Raw genomic sequence first — 17,204 nt, 5'->3', positions numbered from 1 at the left:
GGGGCGCGTGCGGGTTGTCGGGTGGAGCGGGGGCGACGGGCTGTGTCAGCCGTCGCCGTTGCGCACGGTGCTGCGCTGGACCAGGACGGCGGCCACGATGATCGCTCCCTTGGCGATCTGCTGGACGGCGCTCTCCAGGTTGTTGAGGGCGAAGATGTTCTGGATGGTGATGAACACCAGGACGCCCAGGACGGAGCCGACGATCGTGCCGCGGCCGCCGCTGAGCAGCGTGCCGCCGATGATCGCCGCGGCGATGGCGTCGAGTTCGTAGAGGTTGCCGTTGGTGTTCTGGCCCGAGCCGGACAGGATGATCAGCATGAAGGCCGCGATGCCGCAGCACAGCCCGGACAGCAGGTAGAGGTAGAGCCGCTGCCGGCGGACGTCGATGCCGGCGAGGCGGGCCGCCTCCGCGTTGCCGCCGACGGCAACCGTCCGGCGCCCGAACGTCGTCCGGTTCAGCACCAGCCAGCCGATGACGGTGACCCCGGCGAAGACCAGCACCAGCGGCGGGATGCCGAGGACGTAGCTGGCGGGAAGGCCGAGGTCGAGCACCGAGTTCACGGTGACGATCTGCGTCTTGCCGTCGGTGAGGTACAGGGCGAGCCCGCGTGCCGAGGCGAGCATGGCGAGGGTAGCGATGAACGGCACCATGCCGCCGTAGGCGATGAGCACCCCGTTGACCAGCCCGCAGCCGACGCCGACGACGACCGCGGTGAACAGGATGCCCGCGAAGCCGTACTCCTGGGTGGCGAGGGTCGTCGCCCACACGGAGGAGAGCGCGACGATCGCGCCGACGGACAGGTCGATGCCCCCGCTGGTGATCACGAAGGTCATGCCGACGGTGACGACACCGATGACGGACGCCTGGGTGAGCACCAGTTGGAGGTTGGAGACGTCCAGGAAGGCGTCGGGCTGCGTGATGCCCCCGACGAGGACGAGGGCGGCGAGGACGCCGAGCAGGGACAGATTGCGGACGTCGGCGTGGAGCCCCAGCGCCGGACGCCGGCCGCCGCCCTTCGTGACGGGGGACGCGTCCGCGGGCGGCGTCGGTGCCTGCGGGGCCTGGGAAGCGGGCTGTGTCATCAGCTCGGGCTCCCTTCCATGACGAGGTCGAGTACGCGGTGTTCGTCCAGCTCCGTCGCGGGCGCCGTGTGCACGACGTGTCCCTCACGGAGCACCAGCACCCGGTCCGCGAGCCCCAGGACTTCGGGGACCTCGCTGGAGACGAGGAGTACGGCGAGCCCGTCGTCGGCGAGCCGGCGGATCACCGCGTACAGCTCGGCGCGGGCGCCGACGTCGACGCCCCGGGTCGGCTCGTCGAGCAGCAGGACGCGGCAGCCGCGCAGCAGCCAGCGGGCCAGGACGGCCTTCTGCTGGTTGCCCCCGGACAGGGTGCGCACCCGGGCGTCGGGGTTGTCGGGCCGCAGCGACAGCGACCGGGTGGACTCCCGTGCGGCGCGTCGTTCCTCCCTGCGGTCGAGCCAGCCGGCCCGGGAGAAGCGGGCGAGCGTGGACACCGACACGTTGCGCGTGACGGACTCCAGCATCAGCAGCGCCTGCGCCTTGCGCTCCTCGGGCGCCAGTCCCAGACCGGCGCGGACGGCCGAGCGGACGCTGCCGGGTTTGAGGGGCCGGCCGTCGACGGTCACCCGGCCGGCGGTGGGCTTCCTGGCGCCGTAGAGCGTCTCGAGGATCTCCGACCGTCCGGAGCCCACGAGTCCGGCGAGCCCGACGATCTCCCCCGGGCGCACCTCCAGGTCCACGGCGGCGAACTCGCCGTCGCGGGCCAGCCCTTCGACCCGCAGGACGGGGTCGCCGGAGCGCGGTCCCGCGGGACGCGGCGGGAAGACGTACTCGACGTCACGGCCCGTCATGAGGGCGACGATGTCGCGCGTGGGCATCGACTTGGCGGGGAGTCCGCCGGCGACGGCGCGGCCGTCCTTCAGGACGGTGACCCGGTCGCCGACGCGGCGGATCTCCTCCAGCCGGTGGGAGATGTAGACGACCGCGACGCCGTCGGCGGTCAGCTGCCCGACGATGCGCAGCAGGTTGTCGGTCTCCTCGGGGTCCAGCGCGGCGGACGGCTCGTCCATGACGATGAGGCGCACGTCGTGGGAGAGCGCCCGGGCCATCGAGACGATCTGCTGCTGGGCGGCCGAGAGGTCGCCGACGCGGCGGGCGGGGTCGATCTCGGGGTGGCCGAGCCGGCGCAGCAGGACGGCCGCCTCACGGCGCGCGTCGCGTCCGCGCACGACGAAGCCGGCGGTGGTCGGTTCGTGGCCGAGGAAGACGTTCTCGGCGACGGACAGCCCCTCGACCAGGTCGAGTTCCTGGTAGATGGTCGCGATGCCGAGCCGCATGGCGGCGATCGGCGATTTCAGCGACACCGGTTCCCCGCGCCAGGTGATCTCCCCGCCGTCGGGCTGGTGGGCCCCGGCGAGCACCTTGATGAGGGTGGACTTCCCCGCGCCGTTCTGGCCGAGGAGGCAGTGCACCTCGCCGGCCTGGACGTCCAGGTCGACGCCGTCCAGGGCGCGGACGCCGGGGAAGGACTTGGTGATGCCGGACATGGTGAGCAGCGGTGCTGCTGTCGCGGGCGGCGGTGCCGGTGGTTGTGGTGCCATGACGATCCCCTCGGCGGGTGCGGGTGACACGTGCGCGTGCGGAGCGTGCAGTGGAGCCGGTGGTGCCGTGGTGCCGGTGGAACGCTTGGCCGGTGGGGGGATCAGGCCGGGGAGAACACGTGGTCGCTGATGAGCCGGGCCGCGCCGATCACGCCGGCGGTGGGGCCCAGTTCACCCAGGACGATGGGGAGGTTGCCGGTCGCCAGGGGCAGCGACTGGCGGTAGACCTGGCTGCGGATGCTGGCGAGCAGCGTGTGGCCGAGGCCGGTGACGCCGCCGCCGATCACGACCAGTGCGGGGTTGAAGAAGCTGACGAGCCCGGCGATGACCTGCCCGACGCGGTTGCCCCCCTCGCGGATGAGTTCGAGTGCCGCCGCGTCACCGACCGCGGCCGCCGCGGCGACGTCGACGGCGGACAGCCGACCGGCCGCCTGGAGCCGGGCCGCGAGGGCGGCGGACCGCCCTGACCTGGCCGCCTCCAGGGCGTCCTGGACGAGCGCGGCGCCGCTGAAGTGGGCTTCCAGGCAGCCCTTGTTGCCGCAGGCGCAGGCGCGTCCGTCGGCCTCGACCCGGATGTGGCCGATGTCTCCGGCGCTGCCGGTCACACCGCGGTGCACCTCTCCGCCGACGACGATGCCGCAGCCGATGCCGGTGCCGATCTTGACGCAGAGGAAGTCGCCCACGGAGCGGGCGACCCCGGCGTGCTGCTCCCCCATGGCCATCAGGTTCACGTCGTTGTCGACCATGACGGGGCAGCCCAGTTCCTGGCTGAGTGCCTCGCGGACCGGGAAGCCGTCCCAGCCGGGCATGATCGGCGGGGCGACGGGGACGCCCTCGGGGAACCGCACCGGCCCCGGTACCCCGATGCCCGCGCCGTCGAAGCCTTCGGCGAGGCCGGCGGCCTTGAGTTTGGCGGCCATTTCGAGGATCCGCTCGAAGACGGCGACCGGTCCCTCACGGACGTCCATCGGGTGGTTGAGGTGGCCGAGCACCTCCAGCTCGGCGTTGGTGACGGCGACGTCGACCGAGGTGGCGCCGATGTCGACGCCGAGGAAGCGCAGGCCCGGGGCGAGCCTGATGTTGTGCGAACGCCGCCCGCCGCGCGAGGCGGCCAGGCCGTCCGCGACGACCAGACCCGTCTCCAGCAGCCGGTCGACCTCGACGGCGAGCTTGGAACGGGACAGGTCGATCTGGTCCCCCATCTGGGCACGGGAGTTGGGACCGCCGTCGCGGAGCAGCCGCAGGAGCCGCGCCTGATGCGCGTTGGCGGGTCGAGCTGTCATGCGTCTCACGTGTCCCTCACCTCCCCCGGCCGTCGGCATGGGGATACCGGACCGGCGTCGGCCGGTCCCGCTCCGTCAGGCTTTCGATGGGAAAGTAGCAGCGCCCGTCCAGTGGGGGAAGAAGTTGCGCAGGAATCAGCAAGGTCTTTTTCCGGTTCCAGGACAAAGTCCGGAAGAGGCCAACTCACCTGCGAGGCAGGGGCGTGGGCGCGCCCGGTACGGCACGCACGGAGACGGCATGGCGAACCGGGGGGTGGGACGGGCCCGCCACGGCGGACGGTGCCCGCCGTGGGTCACGCGGGCGAGAAGACGTGGTCGCTGATCAGGCGGGTGGCCCCGACCACGCCCGCGGTCGGGCCGAGTTCACTGAGGACGATCGGCAGGTTCCCGGTGGCCAGCGGCAGCGACTGGCCGTACACCTGGCTGCGGATGCTCGCCAGGAGGGTGTGCCCCAGACCGGTGAGACCGCCGCCGATCACGACGAGTCCGGGGTTGAAGAAGCTCACCAGGCCGGCGATGACCTGGCCCGTGCGGTTGCCGCCCTGCCGGATGAGGTCGAGCGCGGCACCGTCCCCGCCCGCCGCGGCGGCCGCCACGTCGGCGGAGGTGAGCGACCCGGCAGCGGCCAGCCGGTCGGCGAGCGCCGCCGATTCCCCGGCGGCCGCCGTGGCGGCCGCGTCGCGGGCCAGGGCACTCCCGCCGAAGTAGGCCTCGAGACAGCCGTGGTTGCCGCAGGCGCAGGAGATGCCGCCCGGCACCACCTGGATGTGACCGATGTCCCCGGCGCTCCCGGTGACCCCGCGGTGGACCTGCCCGCCCACGACGATGCCGCAGCCGATGCCGGTCCCGATCTTGACGAAGAGGAAGTCCCGCACGGAGCGGGCGACCCCGGCGTGCTGCTCCCCCAGCGCCATGAGGTTCACGTCGTTGTCGACCAGGACGGGACAGCCGAGTTCCTGGCTCATGGCCTCCCGGACGGGGAACCCGTCCCAGCCGGGCATGATCGGCGGGGCGACCGGCACGCCGTCGGGGAACCGCACGGGCCCGGGCACCCCGATCCCCGCCCCGTCGAAGCTCTCCGCGGCGCCGGTGGCGCGCAGTTCGGCCGCCATCGCCAGCACCTGCTCGAACACCGCGACCGGCCCCTCCCGCACGTCGAACCGCGCGGCACGGTGGCCGAGCACCTCCAGCTCGGCGTTGGTGACGGCGACGTCGACCGAGGTGGCGCCGATGTCCACGCCCAGGAAGCGCAGCGAGGGCGCGAGGCGCACGTTGTGGGAGGGCCGTCCGCCGCGGGAGGCGGCGAGGCCGTCGGGGACCACGAGGCCCGTCTCCAGGAGGCGGTCGACCTCGACCGCCAGCTTGGACCGGGAGAGTTCCACCTGGTCGCCGAGCACGGCCCGCGACTGCGGGCCCGCGTCGCGCAACAGGCGCAGCACTCGCGCCTGGTGCCCGTTCGCCGGACGGGCCGTCATCCGTCTCACGTCGCGCCTCTCCCTCGCCGGTGATCCTCGGGTGCGTCTCGTCACCCTCCGGACGGGGCCACGACTGGACCGGACCGTACCACCGGGGTGGGTGGCCGGGAAGAAACCGCCGAAAGGCTCCCCGGAGGCCGTTTCTGCGGGCGCACCGGGGGGCGCTGTTTGCGGGCGCCCGCCGCGTCCGGCAGGGTGCGGGGCGACAGCACGCGGCGCGGCTGCCCGCGCCGGGAAGGGGAAGGGGTTCGTGATGACGTGGTCCCGGATGACCGTGGTCCGTGACGGCGTACGGCTGGAGTGCCGGGACCTGCCCGGTCCGGGGCCGTCGGCGGTCCTGCTGCACGGCCTGGCCGGCCATGCGGGCGAATGGGACGGCACGGCGCAGTGGCTGAGCCGCCGTCATCGCGTGGTCGCCGTGGACCAGCGGGGGCACGGCGCCTCCGAGCGGCGTCCCGGGGACGTCTCCCGCGCGGCCTACGTCGCCGACACCGCCGCCGTCATCGCGGAGTCGGGGACCGGGCCGGCGATCCTGGTGGGCCAGTCGCTCGGCGGCCACACCGCGATGCTGACCGCCGCGGCCCGTCCGGACCTGGTCCGGGCCCTGGTGCTGGTCGAGGCGGGTCCCGGCGGACCGAACCCGGACGTTCCCGGGGACATCGGGGCGTGGCTGGACTCCTGGCCGGTGCCCTTCCCCTCGGTGGAGTCCGCCGCGGCCTTCCTCGGCGGTGGCCCGGTCGGCAGGGGCTGGGCGGAGGGCCTGGAGCGGCGCGAGGACGGCTGGTGGCCGCGCTTCGACCGGGACGTGATGGTCGCGTCCCTGCGGGAGAACGCGGAGCGGGACTTCTGGGCGGAGTGGGAGGCGCTGCGGTGCCCGACGCTGGTCGTCCTGGCCGAGAAGGGGATCATCGGGGCCGAGGAGGCCGAGGAGATGTGCCGTCGGCAGCCGCGGGCGGTGGCCGTCGGCGTTCCCGGGACGGGCCACGACCTCCATCTGGAGCGCCCGGACGCGCTGCGCCAGGCGATGACCGCCTTCCTCGACGGGCTCGGATGACACGGCCCGCCTGACGGGAGCGGGCGGCCCCGTGCGTCACCCCTGCACGCGATAAGTATCAAGTTAAGCCGCTTGCGTCATGCCGCCCTGCGCGCAGCGCGACGCGACGCCGGTTCGCCGCGGCATGCCCGCACCACGTCCGAGTTGGGGAACCCCATGCTGTCCGAGCGGTCCCGCGACCTGATCGCCGAGAGCCTGCCGTCGGTGGGCCCGGTCATCACCGACATCACCCGGCACTTCTACCGGTCGCTCTTCGACGAGCACCCCGACCTCCTGCACCGCATGTTCAACCGCGGCAACCAGGCGAACGGGGAGCAGCAGAACGCCATCGCCTCCGCCCTCGTCGGCTTCGCGTCGCTGCTGGCGCACCGGCCCTGCATCCGGCCCGAGGACGTCGTACGGAGGATCGCGCACAAGCACGCCTCGGTGGGGGTCACACCGGAGCAGTACGCGCTGGTGCACCACCACCTGATGCGGGCCTTCTCCGACGTGCTCGGCGGCGCGCTCTCCCCCGAGGCCGCGACGGCCTGGGAGGAGGCGTACCGGCTGATGGCGAACGGCCTCGCGGGCGAGGAGCGGGAGCTCTACGCGTCGGTGGGCGCCGAACCGGGCGAGGCGTGGCGGTACTGGCAGGTCGTCAAGCGGGCCGAGGAGGCCTTGGACGTCGTCTCCCTGCACCTGCAGCCGGTGGACGGCGCCCCCGCCGAGCCGTTCCTGGCCGGGCAGTACGTCACCGTGGCCGCGGCACTGCCGGACGGGGCCTTCCAGGTGCGCCAGTTCAGCCTGTCGTCGGCGCCGCAGGACCCTCTGTGGCGGATCACGGTGCGCAGGCACCGCGGCGACGGGGCGCGCCCGGCCGGAGAGGTGTCGACCTTCCTGCACGAGCACCTGGGGCCCGGCGCCACCGTCCAGGTGTCGCCGCCGTACGGCGAGGTGGTCCTGGACGCGTCCGACGCACCGCTCCTCCTCGCCTCCTCCGGCATCGGCGTCACGCCGCTGGTCAGCATGCTGCGGCAGCTGAGCGCCACCGGAGCGCGCAGGCCGGTCACCGTGCTCCACCACGACCGCACACCGTGGACGCACCCACTGCGCTTCGAGGTGGAGGAGTGCGTGCGGCGGCTCGGCGGCCGTCTGCACGTCTGGTACGAGGACCCGGCGGGGGCACCGCCCCACGCCCGCCAGGGGGCGCCCGACCTGTCGCAGGTGGAGGTGGCGCCCGGAACGCGCGCCTACCTGTGCGGACCGACGTCCTTCACCAGGGCACTGCGGCCCAGGCTGGTGCACGCCGGGGTGGCCCCCGCGGCGATCCGCTACGAGGTGTTCGGTCCGGACCTGTGGCACGCCCCGAGCTGACGCCCCCGTGGGGCGCGTCACGCCGGGCCGGAATTACTTGATCGGACGATCCAGATTGGTTTAGCCTTCAACCATCAGCCCGGAACGCACCACCACGACCGGGCCCGAGATCTGTATCAATCAATCAAGAAAGGCCCGTCATGGACCTGCACCTCAAGGACAAGACCGTCGTCGTCACCGGAGCCAGCCGGGGCATCGGGCTCGCCACCGTCCGCGCCTTCGCGGAGGAGGGCGCGCGCGTGGTCGCCGGCTCCCGCACCCCGGGGGCGGGCCTGGCGGAACTCGCCGGGTCGTACGACGTCGTGCCGGTGGCCGGGGACCTCGCGACCCAGGAAGGCGTCCAGCGACTGGTCGCGACCGCGGTGGAGCGGTTCGGCGGGATCGACGTCCTGGTGAACAACGTCGGCGCCGTCCAGCCCCGGCTCGGCGGCTTCCTGTCGGTCACCGACGAGGACTGGCTGGCGACCCTGAACCTCAACCTCATGAGCGCGGTGCGGGCCTGCCGCGCCGCACTGCCCGCACTGCTGGAATCCCGCGGGGCCGTCGTCACGGTCAGCTCGGTGAACGCCTTCCTGCCCGACCCCGGCGTGATCGACTACACCGCGTCCAAGGCGGCCCTGACCAACTTCTCCAAGGCGCTGTCCAAGGAGGTCGGCCCGCTCGGGGTCCGGGTCAACTCGATCGCCCCTGGGCCGGTGTCCACCGACATCTGGACCGGCGAGAACGGCATGGCCGACCAGGTGGCCCAGGCCATGGGCAAGGACCTCGACAGCGCGGTCGCGGAGCTCCTCGCGGGCCTCGGCGGTCTCGCCACGGGGCGCCTCACCACGCCGGAGGAGGTGGCGGACCTCGTCCTCATGCTCGCCAGCGACCGCACCGGGAACGTCACCGGAGCGGACTTCACCATCGACGGCGGCCTGATCAAGACCCTTTGAGACCCGCGCCGTTGGACAGTACGCGGACAGCCCGGCGAGCGGGTCCACGACTCCCCTATGCTCGCCTACGATCCGACAACCTTCCCAACAGTTGATCCTTGAATCACCTCAGGAGATCGCCATGCCCGAGACACCCGGATCCGGGACCTCGGCCCCACGCGAGGTCGCCGAGGCGATGTACGACGCGATGCTGCGCTCCGACCGCGACACGCTGACGGCCATCGCCTCCCCCGAGATCCGGATCCGGGTGACCGAGGCCCTTCCCTACGGCGGCACGTATTCCGGACCGGCCGGTTTCGCCGCGTTCTTCAGGAAGACCTTCGACCTGATCGAGAGCCGCATCGAGATCGAGCGGCTCTTCGAGGCCGGCGGCCAGGTCGTCGCCGTGGGGCGGACCCAGGGCACCGGACGCGACACCGGCCCGGCCTTCGACTCCGCGGTCGTGCACGTCTTCACCGTCGAGGAGGGCAGGATCGTCGGGTTCGACGCCTACATCGAGGACCGGCCCGTCACCGCGGCGATCAAGGGCGACGGGGCTCCGGCCTGAAGGGCGGCCCAGCGGTCGCCGCAAGGCCGACGGGCCGGGCCCGACGGGCCCGGCCCCCTGCTCCGGTGTTCAGGCCGAGGCCTGCCGCGGACCCCGCTCGTAGGCCTGGCGAGCCGTCCGCAGCAGGGTGCGCCAGGAGGTCACGGTGGGGCGGCGGCGCAGCAGGGCGCGGCGCTCACGCTCCGTCATACCGCCCCAGATCCCGAACTCGGTACGGTTGTCGAGGGCGTCTGCCAGGCATTCGGTGCGCACGGGGCATCCGCCGCACACGGCCTTGACGCGCTTTTGGGCGGCGCCCTGGACGAACAGCACGTCCGGGTCCTCCATCCGGCACATGGCCTGCGCTCCCCAGTTCTCCACCCAGACGTCGGACTCGCCCGCGATGCCCGTCGGCCCCGGCGCCCCCACCACGTCAAGCTTCATCGCGTCTCTCTCCCGCTCCGCCGCCCCGTCGCGCCTTCGCGCGGGGCTTCTCCTCTCGTCCCCGTGCCCTCAGTACGGAGCGGGTGCGGAAACCGTTCAGCGGTCAGGCGGACGAGTCGGCGCGGGCGACGGCGATGTCGGCGAACTCCTCGATGAGCGGGTCGTGCCGGGTGCCGTCCCAGGCCAGGAACACGCGGTTGGGACCGATGTCCTCGATCGCGACGTGGGCGATGTCGGCGCGGGTGTAGTACGTCGCGGTGGAGAGCGGCAGCACGACGACGCCGCGGCCCGCCGCCACGCTCTCCAGTTTCTCCTCCACGGAACGGAAGCCCGGGACGGCCGGCCGCGGCTGCGGGTCGGCGAGCTCGCGCGCGATGTCCCGCCATTCGGGGACGGCGGCAGGGTCCTGGAGGAGGTGCTCGCCGGCGAGGTCCGCGATGCGCAGGGCGGGTTTGCCCGCGTAGGGGTGGTCCGCGGGCAGGACGGCGACGCGGGGTTCGGCGAGGAGGCTGCGGGTCGCCAGGCCGCGGGTGTCGACGGGCATCCTGACGTAGCCGATGTCGACGCGGCCGTCGAGGATCGCCTCCGTCTGGTCGTCCCAGCTCGTCCTGACGACGTCGACCGACAGGTCCGGGTGCCGGCGGGAGAGTTCCCGCACGGCACTCGTGACGATCAGTCCGGGCATGAAGCCCACGGTGAAGGAGGCGAGGCCGCGGTCCGCCCGGACGGCGCGCCGGCGGGTGGCGTCGGCGGCCGCCAGGAGCGGTCCGGCGTCGGCGAGGAGTTGCGTGCCGGCCGGGGTGAGCTCGGTGCTGCGGCGGTCGCGGGAGAACAACCGCACCTTGAGTTCGTCCTCCAGCGCCCTGATCTGCCGCGACAGCACGGGCTGCGCGATGTGCAGGCGCTGCGCCGCCCTCCCGAAGTGCAACTCCTCGGCCACCGCGACGAAGTAGCGCAGCTTGCGCAGATCCAGATCCACGGGCCCCTCCTCGCCTGCTCACCGGGACGGACACATCCGAGCGTATCCGCCCGGCCCGCACTCCTCAGCGGGGAGGCTCAGGGGCGGGCGAGGTCGGCCGCGAGGTCGAGCCGGGAGGGACGCCAGCCCAGCTCCCGGCGGGCCCGGGCGCCGGTGAGCCGCTGGTCGAGGGCGAAGGCCTCCGCGATGGGGCCCATCCGCTCCTCGGCCTCCGCCTCGGTCAGGTGCCGGACCGACCCGGGGTGGCCGATCGCCCGGCTCACCGCGTGGGCGATCTCCGCCTGGGTCGGGTGGAGGTCGCTGACCCCGGCGTACACCGAGCCGGGCGCGGCGTTCAGCGCCAGCGCGTAGAGCTCGGCGACGTCGTCGACGTGCACGGTCGACCAGTGGTTGGTGCCGTCGCCCACGCAGGGCACGGAGCCGGTATCCCGGCCCGGGGCCGCGTAGAAGGCCTCGACCAGTCCGCCGTTGCGGCCGTGGACCAGGCCGGGCATGACCACGACCGGCCGTTCGCCGGTCGCGGCCCGGGCCAGGACGCGCTTCTCGTTCTCCAGCCGCCAGGCGGTCAGGCGCGGCGGGGACAGCGGGGCGTCCTCGTCGGCCACGCCGTCGGTGTCGCCGTAGACCCACGCCCCGCCGGTGTGCACGTACGGCCGCGGCCCGGCGCCGGCCTGCAGTGCCTCGGCTGCCGCCCGGTCGACCTCGGCGGTGCCGGGACCGTAGTGCTGGCCCAGGTGGATGACCCCGTCGGCGGCCCGCGCGGCGGCGCGCAGCACGTCCGTATCGGTCAGCTCCCCCCGCACGGGGGCGGCCCCGAGGTCGCCGACGACCCGGGCCGAGTCCTCGCTGCGCGCCAGGGCGACGACCTGGATCCCCCGGCGCACCAGGGCCTCGATGGTGGCCCGTCCGATGTAGCCGGAGCCTCCGGTGAGGAACACCTTCATGACGCTCGCCTCTCTCGTGGTGTCCTGTGACACCTCCGAGTCTTCTGGCGGGGCGGGCACCGCGTCCAAGACCTGTTCCCCGCCCTGTGATACCCGCCGGGTATCAGCGCAAGGCGGCGTCGATGAGCTCCTGCAGCCGCAGTCCCCGTCGCGCGTCCAGCTCACCCGCGCGGCCGGAGCGCACCGCGGCCGCGAACTCGGCACGCAGCACGGGCCAGCCCTCCTCGTGGTCGATCACGGAGGTGTCGTAGACGAGCTCACCGCCGGGACCGAGGAGTTCGATCCGGGTCCGCGGCTTCGGCAGCCGGACGCTGCCGGAGAGGGAGGCCTGGCTGACCGCACCGTTCTCGTGCTCGCAGGTGACCTCGACCCATCGGCGGGGGTCGCCGGTGGCACGGATCGAGGTGATGGGGCCGACGGCCGCGTCGAGGAGGTCGATCAGGTGCGGACCGAGGTCGAGCAGGGCGCCCTGTTCCAGGCGCCAGCCGGTGGCGAACTCCCCGCCGAGGAAGGCCCCGTGCAGGTAGCAGGACCGGGCGCCGGTGACCTCGGCCTCCCGTGCGCGGCGCAGGAAGGCGCGGGTCTCGGCCTGGTAGCGCTTGGTCAGCACCATCTGGGAGACGACACCGGCCTCGGCGACGGCTTCGGCGACCGCGCGTGCCGAGGCCAGGTCGGGGCCGAGCGGCTTCTCCAGCAGCAGGGCCTTGCCGGCCTTGGCGGCCCGTACGGCCAGTTCGGCCTGGACGGCGGGCGGCACGGCGAAGGCCACGGCCTCGCAGCGGTCGAAGAGTTCCTCGGGGCTGCCGGCGGTCGCCGCCCCGTAGGTGGCGGCGATCTCGCGGGCGGCCTCGGTCCGGCGGGCCCAGACGGCGGTGAGCCGGGTCTCGGGTCCGGCGGCCAGGATCCGCGCGTGCATGGCGCGGGCCCAGGGGCCGGCGCCGATCAGCCCGACCTCGACGGGGACAGGGGTGTTCACGGTGGTGCTCCAGGGTCAGTTGGGGGCCGCGGCGGTCAGGCGTTCGTTGGCCTGGTCCGGGGCGTAGAGGTGCTCGACCACCATGGCGGTGGCGCCGGCGAGGGCGGCGCGGTCACCGAGCCGGGAGGTCACGACCTGCAGGTTGCGGGTGGCCCGGGGCAGCGCGCGCTGGTAGAGCAGTTCGCGCACCCCGGTGACGAAGTGGGTCTCGGCGAGGTCTCCGGCGATCATCAGGACCCCGGGGTTGAGCAGGGTGACGACCGTGACCAGCACCTCGCCGCAGCGCCGGCCGGCCTCGCGGGCGAGGCGCACCGCGTCGGGGTGGCCGGCGTCGAGGTGCTCGCGTACCTGCGCGGCGGAGCCGGCCGGCACGCCGAGGGCGCTGAGCTGCCCGGCCAGCGCGCGGCCGCTGGCGACGGCGGCGAGGCAGCCGTGGGAACCGCACATGCACAGGGCGTCGGACGCGTCGTGCAGGCGGATGTGCCCGAGGTCGCCCGCGCCGCCGTCGATCCCGCGGAAGGCGCTGCCGTCGATGACGACGCCCGCGCCGATGCCGGTGGACACCTTGACCAGGACGAAGGCCGAGCACTCGCGCCAGGAGTCGCGCTGCTCGCCCAGGGCCATCAGGTTGGCGTCGTTGTCGACGAGGACCGGTACCGAGGCGGGCAGGCCGGCGTGGCGGGCGAGCGCCTCCTGCATCCGGGCCGGGACGGGGTAGCCGTCCCAGCCGGGCATGATCGGCGGCCGGACCACCACGCCGGTGGTCCAGTCGACGGGGCCGGGCACCGACAGGCCGACGCCGCACACCGTGGCCGCCGGGACGCCGGCGGCCACGAGGAGCTTGGCGAACCAGCGGCCGAGTTCGTCCAGCACCCGCTCCGGGCCCTGGTCGAGCAGCAACTCCCCCGTGTGCTCGGCAAGTACCCGCCCGGACAGGTCCAGCACCGCGGCGCGGGCACTGGTGGTGTCCAGGTCGGCGGCGAGCACGGCGGCGTGCCCGGAGTCGAACTGCAGGTGGGTGGAGGGCCGTCCGCCGGTGGACTGCCCGCCGGGTACGGTGCGCAGCCAGCCCGCGGCGAAGAGCTGGTCCAGCCGCTGGCCGACGGTGGAGCGGGACAGGCCCGTCACGCGCTGGAGTTCCCCACGGGTGGTCGCCTGTCCGGTCCTGATCAGTTCCAGCAGGTGTCCGGCGGTGCTCCAGGGCGTAGCCATCCGTCCTCGCTCCCCCTCGTGTCGGGCCATGGTGCTCAGCTCTTGTCCGCGCCGCTGGTCAGGCCCTCGGTGAGGAGCCGTTCGGCCGCGTAGAAAAGGAGTACCACGGGAATCGTCAGCACGACGGAGCCTGCCATGAGGACGGTCTTCGGCACCTCGATGCCGTTGGCGAGTTGCTGCAGTCCCAGGGAGACGGTCCACTTGCCGGGTTCGGCGGCGAGGAACAGCAGCGCGAAGAGGAACTCGTTCCAGGCGATCATGAAGACGTACAGCCCGGTGGCCATCAACGACGGGGCGGCCAGCGGCAGGACGACCTTGCGCACGGTCTGCAGCCGCGAGGCGCCGTCGAGGGCGGCGGCCTCCTCGATGCTCTCCGGGATGGTGATGAAGTAGTTCTTCAGCATGTAGATGGAGACCGGCACGGTCTGCGCGATGTAGACGATCGCGAGGCCGAACAGGCTGCCCTGCAGGCCTATCCGGGCGAAGATCACGAACAGCGGTACCGCGAGCAGCGTCGCCGGGAAGAGGTAGACGGCCAGGAACAGCGCGCTCACCTGCCGGCCGCCGAAGAACTTCAGCCGGGTGATGGCGTAGGCGCCCGGGACCGACACCAGCAGGGTCAGCAGCATGGTGCCTAGCGCCACCAGGGCGGAGTTGCCGAGCATCCGCAGGAAGCCCTGGCCGCCGTCGTCGACCGACTTGAGGACGGTGCGGTAGGTGTCGAGCGTGACCTCGGAGGTGCCGACCCAGAGCTTGCCGGGGTCGAGCAGCAGCTGGTCGATCGGCTTCACCGAGAGCAGCAGCATGTAGTAGAAGGGGAAGATCGTGATGACCGCGAGTCCGGCGATCACCACCCAGCGCAGGACGGCGAAGGTGCGGTCCTCGATCTGTGCGCGACTGGCCATCACGCCTCCTCCTGAACCTTCTTGGCGAAGAACTTGAAGTAGATGCCGAGCAGCACGGCGAGGATCGCGGCGAGGACGAGGGCCTGGGCCGCGGCGGCGCCCACGTCGTAGCGGGCGGTGAGGAAGTCGTAGACGCGCACGGCGACCACGTCGGTGCCCGAGCCGCCGCCCGTGAGCAGGTAGATGTCGTCGAACTTGTTGAAGGTGAGGATGAAGCGCAGCACCGACAGCAGGGCGATGACCGGCATCAGCTGGGGCAGGAGGATGTGGCGGAACCGCTGCGTGATGGTGGCTCCGTCGACGACGGCGGCCTCCTCCAGCCCCTCCGGGACCGCCTGCAGACGGGCCATCAGGAACAGGAACGCGAAGGGGAAGTAGCGCCAGGTCTCGAAGGCGATCACGGTGAGCAGGGCCAGCGGCACGTGGACGTGCCACCCGAGGAGCGAGATCTCCTGGGACCTGGTGGACAGGAAGGCGACCGGCTCGTCCCAGCCGAACAGCTTGGTGCCGACCTCGTTCACGATGCCGAACTGCGGGCTGAGGGCAATCTCCCAGACGAAGGTCACGGCGACCACGGGCGCCACGTACGGCAGCAGCATGGTGCCGCGGAGCAGGGCCCGGCCGCGGAAGGGGCGGCGCAGCGCGAGCGCCGCGACCAGGCCGAGGACGATGGAGCCGGCGGTGGCGCCGACCGTGTAGACCAGGGTGGTCCACAGGGAGGTCCAGAAGCCGGGCGAGGTGAAGACCTCGCTGAAGTTGCCCCAGGTCCAGTTGGACAGGAAGCCCATGCTCTGGATGTCGACCAGCCGGGCGTGCTGGAAGGCCAGCAGGACGGTCCAGGCGATCGGCAGGACCACGACGACCAGGACGACCAGGAGGGTGGGCGAGACGAAGGCGAGTCCCGCCCGGTTCTCCCGCTGGGCCAGGGTCAGGGGCCGCCGCCGGGGCCCGGCCTGCGCGTTGTCCGCGGCCGGCTTTCCCCGCTGCTGTGTGCTCTGTGCGGTGCTCATCACTGCTTCCTTGAAGGACGAGGCCGGGTGCGGCTCACTGGAGGGACTTCTGCAGGGCCGCGACTTCCGCGTCGGCCTCCTCGGCGGCCTCCTGCGGGGAGGTCTGGCCCGTGGTCATGTCGCCCACCGCCTTGGGGATGGGCAGTTCGCCGATGGTGGCGCCGACCAGCGCCCCCTGGCCCTGGGTGATGCCCCAGCGCTTCATGTTGCCGACGCCGGCGGCGAGTTCGTCGAGCAGCTGCGGCGAGAAGACCTCTTCCATGGACTTCTTGGTGTCCACGCCGATGTCGCTGGCGCGCCAGGCCTTGAGGTACTTCTGCGGGTCATCGGCGGTGCCCGCCCGGACCGGGATCTTGCCCTCGGGGGCCATGCCGAACCAGCCCTGGTAGCCGTCGCCCATCATGAACTCGATGAACTTCTCCGAGGCGGCGGTCTCGGCGGTCTTGGTCACGACCCACGAGGAGACCTCGCCGAACTGGGCGGGCCTGGTGGAGTCGGGTCCGCTCAGCGCGGTGACGATCCCGCTGTTGTCGGAGAGGTACTGCGGGTCCTTCTTGCACTGGGCGCAGCTGGGCAGGGCGTCGCCCCGCAGCCCGGCCAGCTCGTCGAGGAGGAAGGTGGACCAGACGATCATGGAGGAGCGGCCGGCGAAGTAGGTGGCCCGGGTGGTGTCCACGGTCTGGGTGCCCGGGGCGCCGTAGTCGCCGGCGAGCTTGTTGTAGGCGTCGAAGGCGCGGTCGCACTGGGGGCTGTCGAGGGTGACGTCGCCCTTGGTGTCGGCGAGTTCGCAGCCGTTGGCGAGGGCGAGGTCCTCGAAGCTCTGCTGGGTGAAGACGTCACCGGGGTCGGTGGACAGGGAGATGCCGCTCGTGCCGCCGCTGTGGAGCTCGCGCGCGGCCTTGAGCATCGCGTCGTAGCTGTCGGGGGCGGCGAGCCCGGCCTTGGCGAAGAGGTCCTTGCGGTAGACGAGGATCTGCATCCAGGCGTCGCTGGGCACGCCGAGGCGGGTGGCCCCGTCACCGGTCAGCTTCAGGGCGTTGCTGTTGAACGTGCCCGGCCCCAGGTCGTCGACGATCTTCTTCGTGGCGCCGGTGTTCAGCAGGCCGTTGCTGTACATCTGCCAGACCGGCGCGAGGGGTATGCCGCCGATGACGTCGGGGAGGGTGCCCGCGGCGGCCGCCGACATGATCAGCTGCGGCAGCTGGCCCTCGTCGACCCCGACCAGGTTCACCTTCACACCGCTGCTCCTCTCGAAGGCGGCGACGGTCTTCTTCGTCGCCTCCACGCGGTCGGTGAGGTTCTCCAGGCTCCAGACGGTGATCTTGCCGTCGGGTTTACCGGGGTCCTGTGCCGCGCACCCGGACATCAGCCCGACCCCCAGTGCGGCGGCCAAGCCGCTCGCCAGCGCCCTCGACCGTCGGGACCACATGCGCATCAACCGTCCTCACGTCAGCCTCGCGTTACGTACGCGTTGCATCAGAGCA

At 72.6% G+C, this 17,204-nt stretch carries 16 protein-coding genes; 4 read left to right on the top strand and 12 right to left on the bottom strand.

Translation table 11 applies throughout. From position 1 onward, the window contains the following. Positions 1 to 45: 45 nt before the first annotated feature. From AC1VWI_RS39410 to AC1VWI_RS39395, 4 genes are all read right to left on the bottom strand, one after another. Positions 46 to 1,083 carry an ABC transporter permease gene (locus tag AC1VWI_RS39410; protein ID WP_499515838.1) on the bottom strand — a complete coding sequence of 346 codons (1,038 nt, stop codon included), beginning with the start codon at positions 1,081 to 1,083 and terminating at the stop codon, positions 46 to 48. Continuing rightward, a complete protein-coding gene (locus tag AC1VWI_RS39405) occupies positions 1,083 to 2,624 on the bottom strand; it encodes a sugar ABC transporter ATP-binding protein (protein ID WP_499515837.1) in 1,542 nt (513 codons plus the stop codon). The genes AC1VWI_RS39410 and AC1VWI_RS39405 overlap by 1 nt, the downstream gene beginning before the upstream one ends. Before the next feature lie 101 nt (positions 2,625 to 2,725). Further along, entirely contained in the window at positions 2,726 to 3,907 is a 1,182-nt protein-coding gene (locus AC1VWI_RS39400; RefSeq protein WP_499515836.1) for an ROK family protein, read from the bottom strand. Between the two features lie 293 nt (positions 3,908 to 4,200). Next, complete coding sequence (locus tag AC1VWI_RS39395; RefSeq protein WP_499517022.1) at positions 4,201 to 5,382, bottom strand: ROK family protein; 1,182 nt, start codon at positions 5,380 to 5,382, stop codon at positions 4,201 to 4,203. A 253-nt stretch (positions 5,383 to 5,635) separates the two neighbouring features. Between AC1VWI_RS39395 and AC1VWI_RS39390 the strand changes: the two genes are divergently transcribed. The 4 genes from AC1VWI_RS39390 (at position 5,636) to AC1VWI_RS39375 (ending at position 9,271) form a co-directional block, all read left to right on the top strand. After that, positions 5,636 to 6,436, top strand: a complete 801-nt coding sequence (locus tag AC1VWI_RS39390) for an alpha/beta fold hydrolase (RefSeq protein ID WP_499515835.1) — start codon at positions 5,636 to 5,638, stop codon at positions 6,434 to 6,436. Between the two features lie 156 nt (positions 6,437 to 6,592). Beyond that, positions 6,593 to 7,789 (top strand): globin domain-containing protein, encoded by a 1,197-nt coding sequence (locus AC1VWI_RS39385; RefSeq protein WP_499515834.1) that lies wholly within the window; start codon positions 6,593 to 6,595, stop codon positions 7,787 to 7,789. 140 nt (positions 7,790 to 7,929) lie between these two features. Then, positions 7,930 to 8,724 (top strand): oxidoreductase, encoded by a 795-nt coding sequence (locus AC1VWI_RS39380; RefSeq protein ID WP_499515833.1) that lies wholly within the window; start codon positions 7,930 to 7,932, stop codon positions 8,722 to 8,724. A gap of 121 nt (positions 8,725 to 8,845) precedes the next feature. Continuing rightward, complete coding sequence (locus AC1VWI_RS39375; protein ID WP_499515832.1) at positions 8,846 to 9,271, top strand: nuclear transport factor 2 family protein; 426 nt, start codon at positions 8,846 to 8,848, stop codon at positions 9,269 to 9,271. A 69-nt stretch (positions 9,272 to 9,340) separates the two neighbouring features. On the opposite strand, the gene AC1VWI_RS39370 is transcribed toward AC1VWI_RS39375, so the two are convergent. The 8 genes from AC1VWI_RS39370 to AC1VWI_RS39335 all read right to left on the bottom strand — a co-directional run bounded on the left by AC1VWI_RS39370 (position 9,341) and on the right by AC1VWI_RS39335 (position 17,155). Next, positions 9,341 to 9,694, bottom strand: a complete 354-nt coding sequence (locus AC1VWI_RS39370) for a WhiB family transcriptional regulator (RefSeq protein ID WP_499515831.1) — start codon at positions 9,692 to 9,694, stop codon at positions 9,341 to 9,343. Between the two features lie 103 nt (positions 9,695 to 9,797). After that, positions 9,798 to 10,673 carry a LysR family transcriptional regulator gene (locus AC1VWI_RS39365; RefSeq protein WP_499515830.1) on the bottom strand — a complete coding sequence of 292 codons (876 nt, stop codon included), beginning with the start codon at positions 10,671 to 10,673 and terminating at the stop codon, positions 9,798 to 9,800. 77 nt (positions 10,674 to 10,750) lie between these two features. Continuing rightward, positions 10,751 to 11,617, bottom strand: coding sequence for an NAD-dependent epimerase/dehydratase family protein (locus AC1VWI_RS39360; protein ID WP_499515829.1), 867 nt, complete (start codon positions 11,615 to 11,617; stop codon positions 10,751 to 10,753). A gap of 103 nt (positions 11,618 to 11,720) precedes the next feature. Next, positions 11,721 to 12,533, bottom strand: a complete 813-nt coding sequence (locus AC1VWI_RS39355; protein WP_499517021.1) for a Gfo/Idh/MocA family protein — start codon at positions 12,531 to 12,533, stop codon at positions 11,721 to 11,723. 75 nt (positions 12,534 to 12,608) lie between these two features. Next, positions 12,609 to 13,805 (bottom strand): ROK family transcriptional regulator, encoded by a 1,197-nt coding sequence (locus AC1VWI_RS39350; RefSeq protein ID WP_499515828.1) that lies wholly within the window; start codon positions 13,803 to 13,805, stop codon positions 12,609 to 12,611. Between the two features lie 35 nt (positions 13,806 to 13,840). After that, positions 13,841 to 14,710: a carbohydrate ABC transporter permease gene (locus tag AC1VWI_RS39345; protein ID WP_499515827.1), complete on the bottom strand. Its 870-nt coding sequence runs from the start codon at positions 14,708 to 14,710 to the stop codon at positions 13,841 to 13,843. Continuing rightward, positions 14,710 to 15,720: a carbohydrate ABC transporter permease gene (locus AC1VWI_RS39340; protein WP_499515826.1), complete on the bottom strand. Its 1,011-nt coding sequence runs from the start codon at positions 15,718 to 15,720 to the stop codon at positions 14,710 to 14,712. The genes AC1VWI_RS39345 and AC1VWI_RS39340 overlap by 1 nt, the downstream gene beginning before the upstream one ends. Before the next feature lie 34 nt (positions 15,721 to 15,754). Then, the gene (locus AC1VWI_RS39335) at positions 15,755 to 17,155 is read right to left on the bottom strand and encodes an ABC transporter substrate-binding protein (protein WP_499515825.1); all 1,401 of its coding nucleotides are present in this window, start codon (positions 17,153 to 17,155) and stop codon (positions 15,755 to 15,757) included. Positions 17,156 to 17,204 lie beyond the last annotated feature (49 nt).

Source organism: Streptomyces sp. TOM-9, assembly GCF_056858595.1.
This window is presented reverse-complemented; position numbering and strand designations above follow the sequence as displayed.

Bases quoted from the DNA above. Each gene is read 5' to 3' on its own strand.
- AC1VWI_RS39400 (WP_499515836.1), bottom strand. From the start codon at position 3,907: ATGACAGCTCGACCCGCCAACGCGCATCAGGCGCGGCTCCTGCGGCTG.
- AC1VWI_RS39345 (WP_499515827.1), bottom strand. From the start codon at position 14,710: ATGGCCAGTCGCGCACAGATCGAGGACCGCACCTTCGCCGTCCTGCGC.
- AC1VWI_RS39410 (WP_499515838.1), bottom strand. From the start codon at position 1,083: ATGACACAGCCCGCTTCCCAGGCCCCGCAGGCACCGACGCCGCCCGCG.
- AC1VWI_RS39375 (WP_499515832.1), top strand. From the start codon at position 8,846: ATGCCCGAGACACCCGGATCCGGGACCTCGGCCCCACGCGAGGTCGCC.
- AC1VWI_RS39380 (WP_499515833.1), top strand. From the start codon at position 7,930: ATGGACCTGCACCTCAAGGACAAGACCGTCGTCGTCACCGGAGCCAGC.
- AC1VWI_RS39350 (WP_499515828.1), bottom strand. From the start codon at position 13,805: ATGGCTACGCCCTGGAGCACCGCCGGACACCTGCTGGAACTGATCAGG.
- AC1VWI_RS39355 (WP_499517021.1), bottom strand. From the start codon at position 12,533: ATGCACGCGCGGATCCTGGCCGCCGGACCCGAGACCCGGCTCACCGCC.
- AC1VWI_RS39385 (WP_499515834.1), top strand. From the start codon at position 6,593: ATGCTGTCCGAGCGGTCCCGCGACCTGATCGCCGAGAGCCTGCCGTCG.
- AC1VWI_RS39370 (WP_499515831.1), bottom strand. From the start codon at position 9,694: ATGAAGCTTGACGTGGTGGGGGCGCCGGGGCCGACGGGCATCGCGGGC.
- AC1VWI_RS39390 (WP_499515835.1), top strand. From the start codon at position 5,636: ATGACGTGGTCCCGGATGACCGTGGTCCGTGACGGCGTACGGCTGGAG.
- AC1VWI_RS39360 (WP_499515829.1), bottom strand. From the start codon at position 11,617: ATGAAGGTGTTCCTCACCGGAGGCTCCGGCTACATCGGACGGGCCACC.
- AC1VWI_RS39340 (WP_499515826.1), bottom strand. From the start codon at position 15,720: ATGAGCACCGCACAGAGCACACAGCAGCGGGGAAAGCCGGCCGCGGAC.
- AC1VWI_RS39395 (WP_499517022.1), bottom strand. From the start codon at position 5,382: ATGACGGCCCGTCCGGCGAACGGGCACCAGGCGCGAGTGCTGCGCCTG.
- AC1VWI_RS39405 (WP_499515837.1), bottom strand. From the start codon at position 2,624: ATGGCACCACAACCACCGGCACCGCCGCCCGCGACAGCAGCACCGCTG.
- AC1VWI_RS39335 (WP_499515825.1), bottom strand. From the start codon at position 17,155: ATGCGCATGTGGTCCCGACGGTCGAGGGCGCTGGCGAGCGGCTTGGCC.